The organism is Lentzea aerocolonigenes, from assembly GCF_000955955.1.
GTDB classification, from domain to species: Bacteria; Actinomycetota; Actinomycetes; order Mycobacteriales; family Pseudonocardiaceae; genus Lentzea; species Lentzea aerocolonigenes_A.
On the sequence record NZ_JYJG01000084.1, the window covers coordinates 37,717 to 57,173 of the forward strand.

Annotated in this window: 18 protein-coding genes and 1 riboswitch; of the genes, 10 read left to right on the forward strand and 8 right to left on the reverse strand. The window is 68.3% G+C overall.

Annotated features, from left to right (window positions below):
- Nucleotides 1-2 precede the first annotated feature (2 nt).
- From metG to UK23_RS14060, 8 genes are all read left to right on the forward strand, one after another.
- Nucleotides 3-1,796: a methionine--tRNA ligase gene (metG, locus tag UK23_RS14025; RefSeq protein WP_045311951.1), complete on the forward strand. Its 1,794-nt coding sequence runs from the start codon at nucleotides 3-5 to the stop codon at nucleotides 1,794-1,796.
- 26 nt (nucleotides 1,797-1,822) lie between these two features.
- Entirely contained in the window at nucleotides 1,823-2,617 is a 795-nt protein-coding gene (locus UK23_RS14030) for a TatD family hydrolase (RefSeq protein ID WP_082114645.1), read from the forward strand.
- A 303-nt stretch (nucleotides 2,618-2,920) separates the two neighbouring features.
- A complete protein-coding gene (locus UK23_RS14035) occupies nucleotides 2,921-4,330 on the forward strand; it encodes a resuscitation-promoting factor (RefSeq protein ID WP_052684651.1) in 1,410 nt (469 codons plus the stop codon).
- Nucleotides 4,331-4,419: 89 nt separating this feature from the next.
- Nucleotides 4,420-5,253, forward strand: coding sequence for a 16S rRNA (adenine(1518)-N(6)/adenine(1519)-N(6))-dimethyltransferase RsmA (rsmA, locus tag UK23_RS14040; protein ID WP_045311953.1), 834 nt, complete (start codon nucleotides 4,420-4,422; stop codon nucleotides 5,251-5,253).
- Nucleotides 5,254-5,341: 88 nt separating this feature from the next.
- A riboswitch (SAM riboswitch) is annotated at nucleotides 5,342-5,435 on the forward strand.
- 216 nt (nucleotides 5,436-5,651) lie between these two features.
- Entirely contained in the window at nucleotides 5,652-6,650 is a 999-nt protein-coding gene (locus UK23_RS14045; protein ID WP_045311925.1) for a methionine ABC transporter ATP-binding protein, read from the forward strand.
- Nucleotides 6,647-7,330: a methionine ABC transporter permease gene (locus UK23_RS14050; RefSeq protein WP_045311926.1), complete on the forward strand. Its 684-nt coding sequence runs from the start codon at nucleotides 6,647-6,649 to the stop codon at nucleotides 7,328-7,330. Before UK23_RS14045 ends, UK23_RS14050 begins: the two co-directional genes overlap by 4 nt.
- Before the next feature lie 29 nt (nucleotides 7,331-7,359).
- Nucleotides 7,360-8,151, forward strand: coding sequence for a MetQ/NlpA family ABC transporter substrate-binding protein (locus tag UK23_RS14055; RefSeq protein WP_045311927.1), 792 nt, complete (start codon nucleotides 7,360-7,362; stop codon nucleotides 8,149-8,151).
- Nucleotides 8,152-8,205: 54 nt separating this feature from the next.
- Entirely contained in the window at nucleotides 8,206-9,171 is a 966-nt protein-coding gene (locus UK23_RS14060; RefSeq protein ID WP_196777731.1) for a 4-(cytidine 5'-diphospho)-2-C-methyl-D-erythritol kinase, read from the forward strand.
- Nucleotides 9,172-9,195: 24 nt separating this feature from the next.
- On the opposite strand, the gene UK23_RS14065 is transcribed toward UK23_RS14060, so the two are convergent.
- Nucleotides 9,196-9,555, reverse strand: a complete 360-nt coding sequence (locus UK23_RS14065; RefSeq protein WP_045311928.1) for a hypothetical protein — start codon at nucleotides 9,553-9,555, stop codon at nucleotides 9,196-9,198.
- Nucleotides 9,556-9,715: 160 nt separating this feature from the next.
- Here UK23_RS14065 and UK23_RS14070 point away from each other — a divergent pair, with 160 nt between their 5' ends.
- Nucleotides 9,716-11,488, forward strand: coding sequence for an ABC-F family ATP-binding cassette domain-containing protein (locus UK23_RS14070; protein ID WP_045311929.1), 1,773 nt, complete (start codon nucleotides 9,716-9,718; stop codon nucleotides 11,486-11,488).
- Nucleotides 11,489-11,551: 63 nt separating this feature from the next.
- On the opposite strand, the gene UK23_RS54810 is transcribed toward UK23_RS14070, so the two are convergent.
- Nucleotides 11,552-12,844, reverse strand: a complete 1,293-nt coding sequence (locus tag UK23_RS54810) for a DivIVA domain-containing protein (protein ID WP_196777732.1) — start codon at nucleotides 12,842-12,844, stop codon at nucleotides 11,552-11,554.
- Nucleotides 12,845-12,944: 100 nt separating this feature from the next.
- Here UK23_RS54810 and UK23_RS14085 point away from each other — a divergent pair, with 100 nt between their 5' ends.
- Entirely contained in the window at nucleotides 12,945-14,558 is a 1,614-nt protein-coding gene (locus UK23_RS14085; RefSeq protein ID WP_045311930.1) for a fatty acyl-AMP ligase, read from the forward strand.
- Here the strand turns inward: UK23_RS14085 and UK23_RS14090 are convergent.
- From UK23_RS14090 to glmU, 6 genes are all read right to left on the reverse strand, one after another.
- Nucleotides 14,555-14,863, reverse strand: coding sequence for a hypothetical protein (locus UK23_RS14090; protein ID WP_045311931.1), 309 nt, complete (start codon nucleotides 14,861-14,863; stop codon nucleotides 14,555-14,557). The two genes, UK23_RS14085 and UK23_RS14090, sit on opposite strands and share 4 nt — an antisense overlap.
- Nucleotides 14,864-14,898: 35 nt before the next feature.
- Nucleotides 14,899-15,462, reverse strand: coding sequence for an aminoacyl-tRNA hydrolase (gene pth / locus UK23_RS14095; protein WP_045311932.1), 564 nt, complete (start codon nucleotides 15,460-15,462; stop codon nucleotides 14,899-14,901).
- Nucleotides 15,452-16,015, reverse strand: coding sequence for a DivIVA domain-containing protein (locus UK23_RS48615; RefSeq protein WP_231114507.1), 564 nt, complete (start codon nucleotides 16,013-16,015; stop codon nucleotides 15,452-15,454). Before UK23_RS48615 ends, pth begins: the two co-directional genes overlap by 11 nt.
- Nucleotides 16,016-16,020: 5 nt before the next feature.
- Complete coding sequence (locus UK23_RS14105; RefSeq protein ID WP_045311933.1) at nucleotides 16,021-16,623, reverse strand: 50S ribosomal protein L25/general stress protein Ctc; 603 nt, start codon at nucleotides 16,621-16,623, stop codon at nucleotides 16,021-16,023.
- A 344-nt stretch (nucleotides 16,624-16,967) separates the two neighbouring features.
- Nucleotides 16,968-17,939, reverse strand: a complete 972-nt coding sequence (locus UK23_RS14110) for a ribose-phosphate diphosphokinase (protein WP_196777735.1) — start codon at nucleotides 17,937-17,939, stop codon at nucleotides 16,968-16,970.
- Between the two features lie 14 nt (nucleotides 17,940-17,953).
- Entirely contained in the window at nucleotides 17,954-19,423 is a 1,470-nt protein-coding gene (gene glmU, locus UK23_RS14115; RefSeq protein ID WP_045311935.1) for a bifunctional UDP-N-acetylglucosamine diphosphorylase/glucosamine-1-phosphate N-acetyltransferase GlmU, read from the reverse strand.
- Between the last annotated feature and the right edge of the window lie 34 nt (nucleotides 19,424-19,457).

The window sequence follows — 19,457 nt, forward strand, 5'->3', positions numbered from 1 at the left end:
GCATGAGTGCCTCCGTACTGACCGCGGTGGCCTGGCCTTACGCCAATGGCCCACGGCACATCGGTCATGTCTCCGGTTTCGGTGTCCCTTCCGACGTGTTCTCCCGCTACATGCGCATGTCGGGGAACCGGGTGCTCATGGTCAGCGGCACGGACGAGCACGGCACACCGATCCAGGTGCAGGCCGAGAAGGAAGGGCTCACGGCTCGTGAGCTCGCCGACAAGTACAACCGTGTGATCGCGTCTGACCTCCAGGGCCTCGGGCTCTCCTACGACCTCTTCACCCGCACGACCACCGGCAACCACTACCAGGTGGTGCAGGACCTGTTCTCCGCGCTGTGGAAGAACGGTTACGTCATCCCCAAGGTCGAGATGGGCGCGATCAGCCCGTCGACCGGCCGGACGCTGCCCGACCGCTTCATCGAGGGCACCTGCCCGATCTGTGGGTACGACGGCGCGCGCGGTGACCAGTGCGACAACTGCGGCAACCAGCTCGACCCGATCGACCTCAAGAACCCGCGCTCGCGGATCAACGGCGAGACGCCGAAGTTCATCGAGACCGAGCACCTGTTCCTGGACCTGCCGTCGTTCATCGAGTCGCTGGGCTCGTGGATGTCGACGCGCACGGACTGGCGCCCGAACGTGCTGAAGTTCTCGCAGAACCTGATCAAGGACCTGCGGCCGCGTGCGATCACCCGCGACCTCGACTGGGGTGTGCCGATCCCGCTCGACGGGTGGAGCGACCAGCCGATGAAGCGGTTCTACGTGTGGTTCGACGCCGTGATCGGGTACTTGAGCGCGTCCGTGGAGTGGGCCCGTCGTTCCGGGAACGACGACGCCTGGCAGGAGTTCTGGACGGGTGACGCCCAGGGCTACTACTTCATGGGCAAGGACAACATCGTCTTCCACTCGCTGATCTGGCCGTCGCTGCTGCTCGGGCAGAACGGCGCCGGCGACAAGGGCGGCGAGCCCGGCCGGTTCGGCACGCTGAACCTGCCGACCGAGGTCGTGTCGTCGGAGTACCTGACGATGAGCGGCTCGAAGTTCTCGACGTCGCGCGGCACCGTGATCTACGTCGGCGACTTCCTGAAGGAGTTCGGGCCGGACGCGCTGCGGTACTTCATCTCCGTGGCGGGCCCCGAGAACCAGGACACGGACTTCACCTGGGAGGAGTTCGTCCGCCGGACGAACTTCGAGCTGGCGAACGAGTGGGGCAACCTGGTCAACCGCTCGATCTCGATGGCGCACAAGAACGTCGGCGCGATCCCGAAGGCGACCGCGTTGACGGATGCCGACCACGAGCTGCTGCGGCAGTCGAAGGCCGCGTTCGACACGGTCGGCGCGCACCTGCGCCGGTCGCGGTTCAAGCAGGCGTCCGGCGAGGCCATGCGCGTGATCTCGGCGGCGAACAAGTACCTGTCGGACCAGGAGCCGTGGAAGCTCAAGGACGACCCGGACCGTCGCGACTCGGTGCTGCACACGGCTCTTCAGGTCGTGCAGGACGCGAACACGCTGATGACGCCGTTCCTGCCGCACTCGGCGCAGAAGGTGCACGAGGCGTTGGGCGGCACGGGCGTGTGGGCCGCGCAACCGGAGATGACCGAGGTCACCGACCTGGACGTGCCTGACCGTTCGTACCCGGTGCTGACCGGTGACTACGCCGGTGAGCAGGCGAAGTGGGAGTCCACGCCGCTGGAGGTGGGCCGGCCGTTGCAGAAGCCGACGCCGCTGTTCCCGCGGCTGGAGAAGGAACTGGGCGAGACCGGGCCCGAGTGGGCTCCGATCGTCACCGACTAGTGGCTGACAAGCGTGAACGACCGCCGGTGCCGGAAGCTCTTCCGGCACCGGTGATCGACGCTCACACGCATCTCGACGCGTGTGGCGCGACCGATCCGGCCGGTGTGGCGGAGATCCTGGACCGGGCCGAGGCCGCCGGGGTCTCGCACGTGATCACCGTGGCGGACGACCTGGCCGCCGCGCAGTGGGCCGCCGAGGCGTCCACTTGGGACTCGCGGGTGTACGCGGCGGTGGCCGTGCATCCGACCCGCACGTCTTCGTTCGGTGATCACGAGAAGGCCGAACTGGAGCGGCTCGCTGCGTTCGACCGCGTGGTCGCGATCGGCGAGACAGGTCTGGACTACTACTGGGACTACTCGCCGCCGGCCGCGCAGCACGAGGCTTTCCGTTGGCACATCGACCTTTCCAAGCGTGTCGGGAAGCCGTTGATGATCCACGACCGGGACGCGCACGAGGACATCCTGAAGGTGCTGGAGTCCGAGGGCGCACCGTCCACTGTGGTCTTCCACTGCTTCTCCGGCGACGCGGACTTCGCCCGGCGGTGCGTCGACGCGGGGTACGTGCTGTCGTTCGCGGGCCCGGTGACGTTCAAGAACGCCCGTGCTCTTCGCGAGGCGGCCCAACTGGTGCCGCAAGATCAGCTGTTGGTCGAGACAGATGCCCCGTTCCTGACGCCGCATCCGTTCAGGGGGCGTCCAAACGAACCCTATTGTGTGAATTACACAGTTCGGGATTTGGCCACTCTCCGTGGCGAAGATCTTTCTGAACTCTGCTCCGCCGTCACCCGTAATGCTCAACGAGTGTTCGGACTTGGTTACTGAGATGCGATGTAAGACGAACGGAGCAAAGGGTTCCTACCCCCATGGGGTGACTGAGGTCACAACATTGGCGGGGGTGTTTGCGCAACGTCCGCGACCCCGTTACTGTCCCGTGACCGTGCCACCCGGACCGACCCAGTCGGTTGGGAGCACGCCCGCAGTCGGGGCGGGACCCAAGCCAGAAGCGCGAAGAAGCGAGACCACGTAGGAGGAGTTGCCGGGAACCTTCGAGCTCAACCCTCGAATGATCTTTGCAGCGCCAACTGTGCGGTGGCCTCGAGCTTCCGCAATGGAGGTATCGACCCAGTGTCTGGAAGCGACAGAACTGCCGCTCCGTACGACTTCAACGACGACACCGACTGGTTCACGCCGGTCGGGAACACCGCGGTCGGCGTCGTTGATCCCCACCCGAGCTTTCCCGCCGGTGCGCTGAGCATCTCGCCCGCGGACGTGCTCGAGGTGCTCGGCCCGGACGCCGACGAGCTCCTCGCCACGGCGAACGTCGACGTCGACGAGCTGATCCGTCTCATCAACGCCGAGACGACGATCATGCCGCCCCTCGTCCTCCCGTCGGAGGCGGAGGAGAAGGACGACCCGCAGGTCCTCGTCCAGACCGTCACGAACTGGAAGCGCCGCTTCCTCAAGGGTGCGGTCGCCGCGGTCCTCGTCTCGATCTCCGGTGGCGGCGTGACCGCCATGGCGATGGACAAGTCCCTCACGGTCGACGTGGACGGTGCGATGCAGACCGTCCACTCCTACGAGGGCACGGTCGGCGACGTGCTGGCAGAGGAGGGCATCGTCGTCGGTGAGCACGACGCCCTGTCGCCCTCGCTGAACGCCCCGATCTCCGACGGCGGCAAGATCACCCTCGACCGCGGCCGGCTCGTGAAGATGAGCATCGACGGCCAGGCCAAGGAGGACTGGGTCCGCTCGGTCACCGTCGAGGAAGCCGCCAAGCAGATGGGCGTGCCGACCGAGGGCGCCTGGTTCTCCGCCCCCGGTTCGCAGGACGTGCCGCTCGAGGGCATGAACCTCGAGGTCAAGACCCGCAAGAACATCAAGCTCTTCGACGGCGCGAACCCGGTCCGCGAGGTGCAGACCACCGCCGTCACGGTCGACGAGCTGCTGAAGAACGAGAACCTCTCGCTCGGCCCCGAGGACGCGGTCGCCTCCGGCACCGACGTCAAGCTGGCCACCGGCGCCGAGGTCTACATCTCCCGCACGGGCGTCACGGTCATCAACGTGAACGAGCCGGTCGCCCCGCCGGTCGAGAAGACCAACGACCCGAACATGAACGCGGGCGAGCAGAAGGTCACCGACCCCGGCGAGGCCGGCGAGCAGATCGCCACCTACCGCGTGACCGTGAAGAACGGCAAGGAGATCAGCCGCGAGAAGATCGGCGGCAAGGTCACCAAGGAGCCGAAGCCCAAGAAGGTCACCGTCGGCACCAAGCCCCTTCCCGACGGCGCGGTCTGGGACCGCCTCGCCGGTTGCGAGGCAGGCGGCCGCTGGGACATCAACACGGGCAACGGCTACTACGGCGGTCTCCAGTTCAACGCGGGCACCTGGGCCGCCAACGGCGGCACCCAGTACGCCCAGCTCCCGCACCAGGCCACCCGCGAGCAGCAGATCGCGATCGCGACGAAGCTCCGCGACCGCGCCGGCGGCACCTACGGCGCCTGGCCGGGCTGCCGCGCGAAGCTGGGCCTGCCGTAAACCGCTGAACCTGCTTGACGAGGCCGCTCCCGGTTCGCCGGGGGCGGCCTTCGTCGTACCGGGCCACCTGCGAGAATGCTCAAGTGAGCCTGCTGGGACCCGCCGAAGTGAGACGTCTGGCCGAAGAGCTGGGCATCCGACCCACCAAGAAGCTGGGCCAGAACTTCGTGCACGACCCCAACACGGTCCGCAAGATCGTCACCGCCGCCGGCCTCACCGAGGACGACGTCGTCCTGGAGGTCGGCCCGGGCCTGGGTTCCCTGACTCTCGCCCTGCTGCCCAGCGCCAAGCGGCTGGTAGCGGTCGAGATCGACCCGCCGCTCGCAGACCGCCTCCCGCAGACCGTCAGCGAGATGGACCCGGAGAACGCCGCCAAGCTGCACGTCGTCCTCAAGGACGCCATGAAGGTCACCCACGAGGACCTCCCGGTCCAGCCGACGGCGATCGTGGCCAACCTGCCCTACAACGTCGCCGTCCCGGTCGTCCTGCACCTCCTGCACGAGCTGCCAAGCCTCAAGAAGGGCCTCGTCATGGTCCAGGCCGAGGTCGCCGACAGGATGGCCGCGGAGCCCGGCAGCAAGATCTACGGCGTCCCCAGCGTGAAGATCGCCTGGTACGGCAAGGCCAAGAAAGCGGGCCCGGTCGGCAGGAACGTCTTCTGGCCGGCTCCCAATGTGGACTCGGGTCTGGTCTCGTTCCACCGCCACGAAAACCCGCTGTCCACAGTGGACCGCAAGAGGCTCTTCGGGATCGTCGACGCGGCCTTCGCGCAGCGCCGCAAGACCCTCCGCGCGGCCCTCAAGGGGTGGGCGGCCACGCAGGACGTCAACATCGACGAACTGCTCGAAAAGGCCGGCATCGACCCGCAGGCCAGGGGCGAGCAGCTGAGCGTGATCGACTTCATCCGGATCGCTGAGGTCTAGGCCGGGGATCCATCGGCCAACAGTGTGATCTGTCGAACGAATCGGATTCTGGCTTGCGCAACCGAACGTGCGTCCGGTTGACTGCTAGATGCCATCCGGAGCGACTGAGAGACCTGGCTCTACGACGTCGCAGCAACCACCCGCTGGATGCGGGCAGGTGCTAACGCCAGGACCGATGGAGGATCACATGGGTACCACGCGAATGCTGACGCGCCGGCGAGTCGTCGACCAGTGCCGCCGCACGTCTTCTGCATGTCGTCGCCACCTCGTCTAAGGCGCCTTCTCAAAGTCCTTTGACGCGCACTCAGCCTAAGAGTGGCGCACACCTGAGCAGCAGAACTCCGATCGCGCACCGCCCACGAGGCGTGTGTGCCATCGCGCGCAGCCGTGGAGTAGAAGTGATCACTGTCGAAAACCTCACCAAGTCCTTCCAGGGTGTCAACGCCCTCAACGGCGTGACCCTCGACGTCGAGGCGGGCACCGTGCTCGGCGTGGTCGGCCCGAGCGGGGCCGGCAAGTCGACCCTCGCCCGCTGCGTCGCGCTGCTGGAGCGCCCCGACTCGGGTGCGATCCGCGTCGACGGCACGGACATCACCGCGCTGGACGGGTCTGCGCTGCGGGCCGCTCGCAGGCAGATCGGCGTTGTGCCGCAAGGGGATTCGCTGCTCCGGCAGCGCACCGCCGCCGGCAACATCGCCCTGCCGCTCGAGTCCGCCGGCATCCCGGGACCGCAGCGCCGCACCCGTGTGGGCGAGCTGCTGGACCTCGTCGGCCTGACCGACAAGGCCGCCGCCTACCCCGACCAGCTGTCCGGCGGGCAGCGTCAGCGCATCGCCGTGGCGCGTGCACTCGCCGCGAACCCCAGCGTTCTGCTCGCCGACGAGCCCACGTCGGCCCTGGACCCGGAGACCACCGGTTCCGTGCTGACCGTGCTCGACCGTGCGCGCGCGGAACTGGGTGTGACCGTTCTCGTCGTCACGCACGACATGGGCGTGGTTCGGAAGATCTGCGATGACGTCGCCGTGCTGGAGCAGGGCCGCGTCGTCGAGCACGGCAAGGTGCTCGACCTGGTCAACGACGCCGGCAGCCGCACGAGCAGCGCGTTGCTGCCCGCCGTCGACCTGAACCCGATCAACGAGAGCACCTACGACCGCGTGGCTGACGTCGTGCTCGTCGGGTTCGCCGCGGTCGGCGCTCTGCTGCCAGAGGCGGCGCACCGGTTCAGCGTCGAGCTGAACATCGTCGGTGGCGGCCTGACGCGCCTGGGTGAGACCCCGGTCGCGCGGTTCCGCCTCGGCCTGAACGGTGAGCGGTCCGACTCCGCGCTGGAGTGGATCAGCGAGGCCGGCGGCGCTGTGCAGAGGTCCCTGAAGGGGCCGCAGGGAGTAGCTGCGTGAGGTCTGCAACACCCTGGTCCGACGTGGTGAGCTACCTCGTCGAGGCCACCGGGGAGACGCTGTACATGGTCGGCGTCTCCACCGTGATCGCCACGGCTTTCGGAATTCCGGTCGGAGTCTGGTTGCAGCTCACCGCTCCTGGTGGCCTGCGACCGGCCCCGGTCCTGCACCGCGTTCTCGGCTTCATCACCGACCTGGGCCGCTCGATGCCGTTCATCGTGCTGCTCGTCGCGCTCACGTCGGTCACCCGCCTGATCGTCGGCGGATCCATCGGCAGCACGGCGGTCATCGTGCCGCTGGCCGTCGGTGCGATCCCGTTCGTCGGGCGGCTCGTCCAGAACATCCTGTCCGAGGTGCACGTGACCGTGGTCGAGGCCGCGGTCACGACCGGTGCCTCGACGCTGCGGATCGTGCGTTCGGTGCTCATCCGCGAGTCGCTGCCCGCCCTGATCAACGCGATCGGCGTGACGGTGATCGCCCTGATCGGGTACTCCGCGATGGCCGGCGTGATCGGCGGCGGTGGCCTCGGTGACCTGGCCATCCGCGAGGGCTACCAGCGCTTCAACGACCGGATCCTGTGGAGCACCGTGGCGTGGCTCGCCGTGCTCACGACGCTGATCCAGCTCGGTTTCACCCGTGCCGCCCGTGCGTCCGACCGGCGCCGGCACGCCTCCGTCTGAACCACCCGCAATTTCTCAAAAGGAACGTCATGCGTATTAAGGCTGCCCTGATCGCGGTCGCTTTGACTGCTTTGTCCGCTTGCTCGGCCGGTGGAGCGTCCTCTTCGGACACCCTGAAGGTCGGCGTCTCGCCCGTCCCGCACGCGCAGATCCTCAAGTTCGTGGCCGACAACCTCGCCGCGCAGAAGGGGCTGAAGATCGAGGTCGTCGAGTTCACCGACTACGTGCAGCCGAACACGGCGCTGGTCGACGGTTCGCTCGACGCCAACTACTTCCAGACCGTCCCGTACCTGGCGACGTTCACGAAGGAGAGCGGCGCCGAGGTCGAGTGGGTCGCGCCCGTCCACGTCGAGCCACTGGGCCTCTACTCCAAGAAGGCCAAGAAGCTCGACGAGCTGCCGTCCGGTGCCAAGATCGCCGTCGCGAACGACGCCACGAACGAGGCGCGCGGCCTGAAGCTGCTGGAGGCGAACGGCCTGATCAAGCTCAAGGCCGTGGACCAGCCGACCGTGCGCGACGTGGCGGAGAACCCCAAGAACCTGCAGTTCGTACCGCTGGAGGCCGCTCAGCTGCCCCGTTCGCTGGAGGACACCGACGCGTCGGTGATCAACGGCAACTACGCGATCGACGCGGGCCTCAAGCCGTCCACCGACGCGCTGGCGCTGGAGAAGGCCGAGGGCAACCCGAACGCCAACGGTCTGGTCACCAGGACCGAGCTGAAGGACGACAAGCGCATCCGCGAGCTGGCGGAGCTGCTCGGATCGCAGCAGGTCAAGGACTACATCAAGCAGACCTACAACGGATCCGTGATCCCGGTTTGAGATCCGCGGTGACCGGGGGAGGAGTCCGCGACCCCAGAACGCCCGTAGGCTGACATGGTGCTCGCAGTCGTTCCTCCCCCGGTCACGGTCCGCGTCCCGGCCAAGGTCAATCTGCACCTGGCCGTCGGTGACGTGCGCCCGGACGGCTACCACGACCTGGTGACCATCTTCCAGGCGCTCTCGCTGGTCGACGAGGTCACCGTCGCGGTGGCGGACGAACCCGGCGTCGAGTGCCACGGGGAGGGCGCCGACCAGGTGCCCACGGGAGCCTCGAATCTCGCGTGGCGCGCGGTTCGCCTGCTGGCCGCGCACGTCGGCAAGGACCCGGACGACCCGAAGGTCCGCGTCGTCATCCGCAAGGCCATCCCGGTCGCGGGCGGCATGGCGGGCGGCAGCGCGGACGCGGCGGCTACCTTGGTCGGCCTGTCGTCGTTGTGGCGCCTGGAGATCAGCCGTGACGAACTGGCCGAGCTGGCCGGGAAACTCGGCGCGGATGTGCCATTTGCTCTGTACGGCGCAACGGCGTTGGGCACCGGCCGCGGCGAGCGGATCGTCCCGGTGCTGGGGCGTCACCAGTTCCACTGGGTGCTCGCGTTCGACCGGCGTGGACTGTCCACTCCGGACGTGTTCGACGAGCTGGATCGCCTGCGCCTGGAAGGAGACCCGCCGCGCGTCGGTGCGGTCGAGGCCGTGCTGGAGGGTCTGTCCTCAGGAGACCCGCGTCAGCTCGCGTTGTTGCTGGGCAACGACCTGCAGGCTGCGGCTGTGTCTTTGCGGCCGAACCTTCGCCGGACGTTGCGCGCGGGTGTCGACGCGGGTGCGTTGGCCGGCATCGTGTCCGGTTCCGGCCCCACGACGGCGTTCCTGTGCGAGGACGGCGACACGGCGGTGCGCGTGGCCGCTGAGCTGGCCGGTGCGGGTGTCTGCCGGACGGTTCGCGTGGCGCACGGGCCGGTGCCCGGTGCACGCGTGATCACCACGGAGGAGCCGAAGCCGGCTCCTCCCGAGGTGCACGCCTAACACGCTCAGGGGCTCCGCAGCGCCTCAGCGGAACTCGTGCGCGACCTCGATCGGACCGACCAGGTGCGCGTTGAACTCGTCGAGCTCCTCGGCCGGAACCCACAGCTCCAGAATGGTCCTGCCGCCGGCCTGCTGGACCGGATAATGCCGCAGGAACTCCGACTCGACCCGGAAGCGGGTGACGTAGCCGACCCCGTGGTGCGGCACGTTCCACTCCCGGGCGATCTTGATCGCGTACTCCTCGTCGAGCACGGGGTAGAAGATCGGCTGCTCGGGGAGACGGGGTGGCCAGGCGTGCCAGCCGGACTGCCGGACGAGTTCCAGCTCCTCCGGACCGGTCGGCCGCCACAGCACAGTGGTCTGCGTTTCCTCGTCCTGAACCACCGTGCACCCCTCCGTGCTCCATCGAGTGGATCGTTCTGCCGACCTCGGAGCCTAGGAGCAGCCTGATCCCCCTGCCAGCGGATTTCGGGTGGGAGACCGTCGCTTTGGCCCTGGTAGGTAGCCTCTCCAGGGGCATTTCTTCTGAAGTCGTGAGGTTTTGATGGCCAACCTGGTCAACCTGGAGTCCGTGTCGAAGTCGTTCGGCGTCCGTCCGCTGCTCGACGGCGTGTCGCTCGGCGTCAACGAGGGCGACCGGATCGGTGTCGTCGGCCTGAACGGTGGCGGCAAGACGACGCTGCTCGAGGTGCTGGCCGGGGTGGAACCGTCCGACGACGGCCGGGTGTCGCGGTCGCGCGATCTGCGGATGGCGGTAGTGACGCAGCGGACCGAGCTGCCGGAGGGCTCGACCGTGCGCCACGCGGTGATCGACCCGCTCGGCTTCGACGCGGAGCACGAGTGGGCGGCGGACGCCCGTGTTCGGTCCATTTTGGACGGACTCGGGATCACGGCGCTGGGACTGGACTCCGTCGTCTCCACGATGTCCGGTGGCGAGCGGCGCCGGGTGGCGTTGGCCGCGGCGCTGATCCAGGACCTCGAGCTGCTCGTGCTCGACGAGCCGACGAACCACCTCGACGTCGAGGGTGTGCGGTGGCTCGCGGAACACCTGCTGGCCCGCAAGTGCGCGCTGGTGGTCGTGACGCACGACAGGTGGTTCCTCGACACGGTCTGCAACCGCACGTGGGAAGTGGTGCACGGCAAGGTCGAGCAGTACGAGGGCGGCTACGCGGACTGGATCTACGCCCGTGCCGAGCGCACTCGCCTCGCCGACGTGCTGGAGGAGAAGCGGCAGAACCTGGCGCGAAAGGAGCTCGCGTGGCTGCGTCGCGGCGCGCCCGCCCGTACCTCCAAGCCGCGCTACCGGATCGAGGCGGCCGAGGCGTTGATCGCGGACGTGCCGCCGGTGCGGGACAACGTCGAGCTGCTGGCGTTCGCCAAGAAGCGCTTGGGTCGCACGGTGATCGAGCTCGAAGACTGCACACTGTCCATTCCGGACAGGGTGCTGGTGCGCGATTTGACGTGGCGCATCGGGCCGGGTGAGCGGATCGGTCTGGTCGGTGTCAACGGTTCCGGCAAGACGACGCTGCTGCGGTTGCTGGCGGGCGAGCGCGAACCCGAGACGGGCAAGCGGATCCAGGGCCAGACGGTGAAGATCGCGCACCTCTCGCAGGAGCTGCTCGACCTCGACGGGTCGATGCGCGTGCTGGAGGCGATCGAGGAGGTCGCGCGCCGGGTCGTCCTGGGCAAGTACGAGATGTCGGCGTCGCAGCTGGGCGAGCGGTTCGGGTTCTCGTCGCAGAAGCAGTGGACGCCGGTGTCGGACCTGTCCGGTGGCGAGCGGCGGCGGTTGCAGCTGTGCCGGTTGCTGATGGCCGAGCCGAACGTGCTGCTGCTCGACGAGCCGACGAACGACCTGGACATCGACACGTTGCAGCAGCTGGAAGATCTGCTCGACTCGTGGCCAGGCACGCTGGTCGTGATCTCGCACGACCGGTACCTCGTCGAGCGCGTGTGCGACAAGGTCGTGGCGTTGTTCGGTGACGGCGGGCTGACCGACCTGCCCGGCGGGATCGAGGAGTACCTGAAGCGCCGCGACTCGTTGCGCGACAGGGAGAACGCTGCCGCCGCCCCGGCCGCGGACAAGGCGCCGTCGAACGCCGCCGACCAGCGTGCCGCCCGCAAGGAGCTGGCGCGGCTGGAGCGGCGCCTCGAGGTGCTGCACAAGAAGGAAGCCGAGCTGCACGCGGCTTTGGCCGAGGCCGCGACCGACCCCGACCGTTTGTTGAAGCTCGACGCCGAGCTTCGCGCCGTGCTGGCGGAGGAGTCCGACGTCGAAGCTCAGTGGATGTCGGCAGCCGAAGTCGTCGAGGGCTGATGGCGTATGCAAGTACTACCAACTGCGAGTTGGTAGTACTTGCACACGCCCGAACAACAACGGCTAGCGGCCGCGGCGGCGCAGTTCGTTCGCCAGCATGGGCAGCAGCTCGTCGATGAACGACGTGTCGTAGCCCTGGCCGGAGAGCAGGGCATAGCTGAAGCGCGCCTTCAGGACCTCTTCCGAGGTCGCTCCGAGCATGCCGTCGAGCGCGACGCCGATCTCCTCGAGCATCCGGTCGACCTGCGCGGTGCGGTAGCCGCGCTGGCCGGACGCCGCCTGCGGGATCCGCAGCTGGCGCAGGTCCTTCCACGACTTCACCGTCGGCATGCTGCGGACCGGGCCGGAGAGCTGCTGCTCGATCTGGCTCAGGAAGCCGTCGACCTCGGTCTCGTCGTACCCGCGCCGTCCGATGAGCGGACGGGAGAACCTCACGTCGCGGATGTCCTTGCCGGTCAGGTTGTCCTGGCCGAGCAGGGTGGCCTCGATGCGGTCGAGGAACGCGTCCACCTGGGACTCCTGGTAGCCGCGGCGGCCGCGGGGAGGGCGGTGGAAGGCGATGTTGCGGATGTCCGCGGCCGTGAGCTTCGGAGCGTCGACGGCCTTGGGCTGCGCGGGTTGCTGCACCGGCGGTAACTGCTGGGGGCGTGGCGGCGGTTGTGGACGGCGCTGCTGGGGTCGTTGCTGTTGCTGCGGCAGCTGCGTGGTCGGGGGCGCCGGCTTGGCGGGCGGCGGCGCGGTCTCGAACATGAGCACCACGAGGTCGAGGAACGTGTCGACGTCCTCCTCGTCGTACCCGAAGGTGCCGGGCGCGGTCTCGCCGAACACCGCGTCCTGAACCTGCTGGGCCGTCAGGTTGTCCTGTCCGCGCAGGGTCGCCTCGATGCGGTCGAGGAACGCGTCGATCTGGCCCTCGTGGTACCCGCGCGTGCCCGGTCTGGGCTTGTGGAAGCGCACCGCGCCGACGTCGTCAGGAGACAGCCGCACCGCGGGTCTGAGCCCCTTCGACGTGGCGTGCGCACCCTGGGCGGGCGCACTGGCCTGCTGGCGTTGCGGAGTGGACCGCAGCGTGTCGGCCACCAGTTCCATGAAGACGTTGACCTCGTTCACGTCGTAGCCCGGATCCCGGATCGCGGTGCTGAACTTCACGTTGAGCACGTCCTCGCGCGTGAGGATGTCCCTGCTGCGCATGGTGTCCTCGACCCGGTCGAGAAATGCGTCCACCTCAGCCGCGTCGTACCCGCGCGCGCCCTTGGGGGGACGATGGAACGCGACGAGGGCCACGTCCTGCGCGGAAAGCAGAGGTGCCGGATGCGCGGGTAGGGAATGCTGCGCTCCGGGGCCGCCCCGATCCACCAATGACCTCCTCCTGCGTACCTGTACTGGGGAGTATCGCGTTTCGCGTGGCATAACGTTTCGTCCTGATGGACCAAACGGCGCCACTACGATCGCGAACATGAGTCAGTTCGTGGATGTGATGCTGGCGACGGCCGCAAACGGCCGGGACAGGGGCATGACGACGGGTGAACCCGCCGCTCCCGTCCGCCGGACCTGGGCCGAGGTGCACGAACGCGCCCGGCGGATGGCCGGTGCGCTCGACGTGACGCCGGGCACCGCGATCGCCGTGCTCGCCGCCGAACCAGCCGTGATCGCCCCAGCCGTGCAGGCCGCATGGCTGTGTGGTGGCAGCGTCACGATGTTGCATCAACCCACACCACGCACCGACCTGGCCGAGTGGGCCGAGGACACGCTGCGGGTGCTCGCCATGATCGACTCTCGCCTGGTCCTGCTCGGCAGCCCGTTTGACGCCTTGTCTCCCGTGCTGGACCAGCACGGAATCCCTTATCGCAAGCTGTCCGAGCTCGACGGAGAGCCGATCGCCGCTCCTGTTCCCACCCCCGAGGATGCCACGGCACTGCTGCAGTTGACGAGTGGATCGACCGCCGATCCGAAAGCGGTCCGCATCACGCACCGCAACCTGATGGCCAACGCGCGCGGCATGGAGATCGCGGCGGCGCTGAATCCCGAGTCCGACGTGATGGTTTCGTGGCTGCCGCTGTTCCACGACATGGGGATGGTCGGGTTCCTGACCGTGCCGATGCTGTTCGGCCTGGAGCTGGTGAAGGTCACGCCGGTCGACTTCCTGTCGCGTCCGACGTTGTGGGCCGATCTGATCACCCGGTACCGCGGGACGATCACCGCGGCGCCGAACTTCGCCTACGCGATCGTGGCTCGTCGTCTTGCGTCCTCTGCTGACTCTTTCGACCTCTCGTCGATGCGGCTGGCGTTGAACGGGGCCGAGCCGATCGATCCGGCAGCGGTTGAGGCTTTCGTGTCGGCTGGGGCTCGCTTCGGGTTGCGTCCGGAGTCGATCCTGGCGGCTTACGGCATGGCGGAGACCACTCTGGGTGTGGCTTTCGCGCCGCTGTTCTCCGGTCTGTCCGTGGACGTGGTGGATGCGGACGCCGTCGAGGCGGATCATCGCGCTGAGCCTGCTGCTGAAGGGCGTGCGTTCCCGTTGCTCGGGCCGCCGTTGCCCGGCTTGGAGCTTCGGGTGGTTTCCGATTCTGGCTCGGTGCTCGGCGTGCGGGACGTTGGTGAGCTGCAGATCCGCGGTGAGGCCGTGACTCCCGGCTACCTGACGGTGAACGGCCCTCTGGCCACTCAGGACTCCGAGGGCTGGCTGTCCACAGGCGACATCGGATATCTGGTGGAGGACGGACAGGTCGTCGTCTGCGGGCGGCGCAAGGACGTCATCATCATGGGCGGGCGGAACATCTATCCGACCGATGTGGAGCGTGCTGCCTGCTCGGTGGATGGTGTGCGGGCCGGCAACGCGGTGGCGGTGCGGCTGGACGCGGGGACGCAGCGGGAGCGGTTCGCCGTGGTGCTGGAGTCGAAGCTGGCGGGGGATGCCGAGGCGGAGAAGGCTCTCGTGAAGGAAGTGACGGCTCGGGTCGTGGATGCCGTCGGGTTGCGGCCGTTCGCGGTGGTGGTGCAGCCGCCGGGGACGTTGCCGAAGACGCCGTCTGGAAAGCTTCGCCGGTCCGCGGCGGCCGCGCTGGTCTAGTAGAGGTCGTCCAGGGCTTGGAGTCGTTTGCGCAGCTCCCTCGCGCTTTTGCGGGGGAGTGCGCTGACGACGTGATCGAGGAGCCGGCGCTGTTGGACGGGATGAGGGCAGCACTCGCACTCGTCGACCGGGCTGTCGTACAGCCAGAGGCGGCGAGCGGGAGAGTCCGCGTACCGGACCCACGACTCGAGCGCGAGCGTGACGCTGCCCGGCCAGAGGTAGTTGCGGGTGCGTTCGATGCGGTCGATGTCTGCGATCAGCCGTCCGGACAGCCCGCGCAGCACGTCGGGGCGCTTAGGCGGCATGGACCTTTCGGTTGCTCATGCCGTGATCGTACGGCTCAGTGGAAGGCGTTTTGGGCGGCTTCCAGGCCCTTGGTCACGAGCGCCTCGGTCGCGTCCGCCGCCCGGTCGATCTCCAAGGCGAGCTGCTTGCGCTCCACGGTGGAGAAGTCCTTCAGCACGTAGTCGGCGGGATCCTGGCGCCCAGACGGCCTGTCGACGCCGAAGCGGACGCGGTGGTAGTCCTTGGTGCCCAGGGACTTCGTGATGGAGCGGAGTCCGTTGTGGCCGTTGTCGCCGCCGCCGAGCTTCATGCGGATGGCGGCGAACGGGAGGTCCAGCTCGTCGTGGATCACGACGATCAGGGTGGGCTTGAAGAACTTCGCGGCGCTCGAGACCGGGCCGCCGGAGAGGTTCATGAAGCTACGGGGCTTGGCGAGCACCACGCGGTGGCCGGAGAGCCGGCCCTCGACGATCTCGGCGCCTGACTTGTGGGCCTTGAACTTGCCGCCTACGCGGGCGGCCAGCTCGTCGAGGACCAGGAAGCCGATGTTGTGGCGGTTGCCCTCGTACTTCGGGCCCGGGTTGCCCAGGCCGACAATGAGGGCGAGGTCATCGTCCACGGAACCGCAACTCCTGCTCGAGGTCGTCCAGCAACGCGTCCACGGCCTGCACCTGGTATCCCTTGCCCAGCAGGCCGGACGTGGTGCTGAACCGGGTGTTGCGGACCTCGGTGGAGGTCATGGCACCCCGGCCGTCCAGGTTGGCCGCGGCGCGGGTGATGAAGGCGTCCACTTCGGCGCGATCGTAGCCGGTGCCGGCCTTCGGGAGCTTGCGCGCGTGCAGGTCGTCGCCGGTGGCCAGGCCCGTCGGCGGCACGATGCCGTTGCGGACCTGGTGCTCCAGCACGTGCAGGACGCCGTCGACGCTCAACGGGTCGTAGCCGTTCGGGACCGTGGCGAACCTGACGGTGCGCACGTGGTCCGGGTTCAGGCGGATCCGGCCTGCCAGTGCGTCCGCGACGATCTGCATGAACTCGTTGACCTGCTCCGGGTCGTAACCCTGCCGCTTGCGGCGGAAGGTCTTGGAGCGGATCTCGGTCGGCCGCAGGTATGCGGACGGCGCGCCACCCCCCTCGTGAGGAGGTGGCGCGCCGTCAGTCCGGCCCGACGTGATGGGGCTCAGCTTTCCTCGGTGGCCTCGGCCGGAGCGGCCGCCTCGTCGCCCTCGAGCTGCGCCGCGGACGGCGCCTCGTTGACGGCGACGACCAGGGCCTCGGCATCGCCGGCGAGCGTGGCGCCCTCCGGCAGGGTGAGGTCGCTGGCGTGGATCTGGGTGCCGGCGGCGACGCCCGCGATCGACAGCTCGATCTGCTCGGGGATGTTCAGCGCGTCGGCCTCGATCGTGATGGTCGAGAGGTCCTGCGTGAGCAGCGTGCCCGAAGCGGGCTCGCCCGAGATGACCAGCGGCACCTCGACGGTGACCTTCTCGCCGCGCTGGACGAGCAGCAGGTCGACGTGCTCGATGTAGTTCTTGATGGGGTGCGTGGTGACGGTCTTGGTCAGCGCCAGCTCGCTCCCGCCGTCGAGGGCGAGGGTGAGGACGGCGTTCTGACCGTGCTCGCGGACAACACGGGCGAACTCGAGCGCCGGCAGGGCCAGGTGCTTCGGGTCGGAACCGTGGCCGTAGAGCACCGCGGGGATCTTGCCGGCGCGACGGGTACGGCGGGCTGCGCCCTTGCCGAATTCAGTGCGCTGCTCAGCGGCGAGACGGACCTCGGACACGGTGGGGTACTCCTTAACAGATCTGGCCTTGTACGTCGGGGCGGTGCACAAGTCGTCAGCAGTTTCAGCGGTTGACGCTCGAGCAAGCGGTGAGGCTTGTTCAAGCGGTGAGGCTTGGTGGTGGCCTGCGGCGGCGAGCAGCGCGGAAACAGGGTCAACACGCGCGGCATCAAGCCACCGCGTCGATCACGCCGAGCTGGGGAGCTCGCCCTCGCCGAGGCAACCCGAACAGTGTAGGTGAGTGCTGGTGCGGGGTGCTAATCGGGGGTCCCAGACCGCACGCGGGGCCCTTTCGTGCTCGAGGAGAGCACGAAAGGGCCCCGCGTACCGTCTGGAGCAGGGAGCTAGGCGTTGCCGTCGAAGAGCGAGGTGACGGAGCCGTCCTCGAACACTTCCTGGATCACGCGGGCCAGGAGAGGGGCGATGGACAGGACGGTCATCTTCGGGAAGCGCTTCTCGGCCGGGATCGGGAGCGTGTCGGTGAACACGACCTCGCGTGCGCCGGAGTCCTGCAGGCGCTGGGTGGCCGGGCCGGACAAGATGCCGTGGGTCGCGGCGATGACAACGTCGGCGGCGCCCTCGTTGAGCAGCTGCTTCACAGCGCCGGCGATGGTGCCGCCGGTGTCGACCATGTCGTCGATCACGATGCAGAGACGGCCCTCCACCTTGCCGACCACGCGGTTCGAGACCACTTCATTGGGGCGAAGCGGGTCGCGGGTCTTGTGGATGAAGGCGATCGGGGCGCCGCCGAGGGTGTCCGCCCACTTCTCGGCCAGCTTGGTGCGGCCGGAGTCCGGGGAGACGACGGTGATCTCGTGGCCCGCGTACTTGCCGCGGATGTGGTCGGCCAGCAGGGGCATCGCCCACAGGTGGTCGACCGGGCCGTCGAAGAAGCCCTGGATCTGCGCGGTGTGCAGGTCGACGGAGACGAGGCGGTCAGCGCCTGCCGTCTTGAACAGGTCGGCTACCAGGCGGGCCGAGATGGGCTCGCGGCCGCGGTGCTTCTTGTCCTGACGGCTGTAGGGGTAGAAGGGCATGATCACGGTGATGCGCTTGGCCGAGGCGCGCTTCAGGGCGTCGACCATGATCAGCTGTTCCATCAGCCACTGGTTGATGGGGGCGGTGTGGGACTGGATGACGAAGGCGTCGCAGCCGCGCACGGATTCCTCGAAGCGGACGAAGATCTCGCCGTTCGCGAAGTCGTAGGCCTGCTGCGGGGTCACCGTGACGTTGAGGTGCTTCGAGACCTCTTCCGTCAGCTCTGGATAAGCGCGCCCGCCGAAGAGCATCAGGTTCTTCTTCGGTGTGCCGGGCATCTGCGGGTTCACGGTCAGCGACCCTCCTCTGTCTTCTCGTCATTCTGCTTCGCGAGGGCCTCTGCCGCTGCCTGAGCCGCAGCCGTTCCTGCACGGCGGCTGGTGACCCAGCCTTCGAGGTTGCGCTGAGGGCCACCGGACACGGCGAGCGCGCCCGGTGGGACGTTGCGGCGCAGGACCGTGCCCGCGCCGGTGTAGGCGCCGTCGCCCACCTCGACCGGCGCCACGAACATGTTGTCCGAGCCGGTGCGGCAGTGGGATCCGACGATCGTGCGGTGCTTGTTCACGCCGTCGTAGTTGACGGTCACCGACGCCGCACCGATGTTGCTGTGGTCGCCGATCGTGGCGTCACCGATGTACGAGAGGTGGGGGACCTTCGAGCCCTCGCCGATCGTGGAGTTCTTCGTCTCGACGAACGTGCCGATCTTGCCCTTCACGCCCAGCGAGGTGCCGGGGCGGAGGTAGGCGAACGGGCCGACGGTGGCGTTGGCGCCGATCACCGAGTCGCTGCCGTGGGTGCGCACGACCGAGGCGCCCTCGCCGACGGTCACGCCGGACAGCGTGGTGTCCGGGCCCACGACCGCACGTGCACCGATCGCCGTGCCCGCGCGGAGCTGCACGTTCGGCTCGATCAGGGCGTCCTGGCCGATCGTCACGTCCGCGTCCACCCACACCGAGGCGGGGTCGACGATGGTCACGCCGGAACGCATCAGGCCCTCGACGATGCGGCGGTTCATCTCGGCACCGACGGCGGCCAGCTGCACGCGGTCGTTGATGCCCTCGACCAGCCACGGGTCGGCCGCGATCAGTGCGCCCACGCGCTTGCCGTCGCCGCGGGCGATGCCCAGTACGTCGGTCAGGTAGAGCTCGCCCTGCGCGTTGTCGGTCGACAGCCGCGAGAGGCCGTCGCGCAGCACCGCCGCGTCGAACGCGTACACGCCGGAGTTGATCTCGGTGATCAACTGTTCCGTGGAGGAGGCGTCCTTCTGCTCGACGATCCGCTGCACGGACCCGTCGGAGTCGCGCACGATCCGGCCGTACCCGGTGGGGTTCTCCACCACGGCCGTCAGCACGGTGACCGCGTTGCCCGCGGAAGAGTGCTCCGCCAGCAGGGCCTTGAGGGTCTGGGTGTCGAGCAGCGGCACGTCGCCGTAGCTCACGATCACGGTGCCGCCCAGGTCGTGCGGCAGCTCGGCCAGGCCGCACGAGACCGCGTGCCCGGTGCCCTTCTGCTCGGCCTGCACCGCGATGGCGACCTTGCGCCCCAGAACACCAGCGAGATTCTCAAGATGCTCAGTGACGGCTTCACGGCCGTGGCCGACGACGACGGCCAGGTGGCCGGGATCTGTGCCGGCCGCCGCGCGCACCGCGTGTTCCACGAGCGTTCGTCCGGCGATCCGATGCAGCACCTTGGGCGTGGACGACCGCATGCGGGTGCCTTCCCCGGCGGCGAGCACGACCGTGCTGACAGGGCCCTCGAGCATCAATGCTCTCCCTAACAGGCTGGGTGGTTCGAAG

Excerpts from the sequence above, each read along its gene's own strand:
- UK23_RS14110 (WP_196777735.1), bottom strand. The coding sequence starts at position 17,939 with ATGCCCGGCACACCGAAGAAGAACCTGATGCTCTTCGGCGGGCGCGCT.
- metG (WP_045311951.1), top strand. The coding sequence starts at position 3 with ATGAGTGCCTCCGTACTGACCGCGGTGGCCTGGCCTTACGCCAATGGC.
- UK23_RS14060 (WP_196777731.1), top strand. The coding sequence starts at position 8,206 with ATGGTGCTCGCAGTCGTTCCTCCCCCGGTCACGGTCCGCGTCCCGGCC.
- UK23_RS14070 (WP_045311929.1), top strand. The coding sequence starts at position 9,716 with ATGGCCAACCTGGTCAACCTGGAGTCCGTGTCGAAGTCGTTCGGCGTC.
- glmU (WP_045311935.1), bottom strand. The coding sequence starts at position 19,423 with ATGCTCGAGGGCCCTGTCAGCACGGTCGTGCTCGCCGCCGGGGAAGGC.
- UK23_RS14090 (WP_045311931.1), bottom strand. The coding sequence starts at position 14,863 with ATGCCGCCTAAGCGCCCCGACGTGCTGCGCGGGCTGTCCGGACGGCTG.
- UK23_RS14085 (WP_045311930.1), top strand. The coding sequence starts at position 12,945 with ATGAGTCAGTTCGTGGATGTGATGCTGGCGACGGCCGCAAACGGCCGG.
- UK23_RS14055 (WP_045311927.1), top strand. The coding sequence starts at position 7,360 with ATGCGTATTAAGGCTGCCCTGATCGCGGTCGCTTTGACTGCTTTGTCC.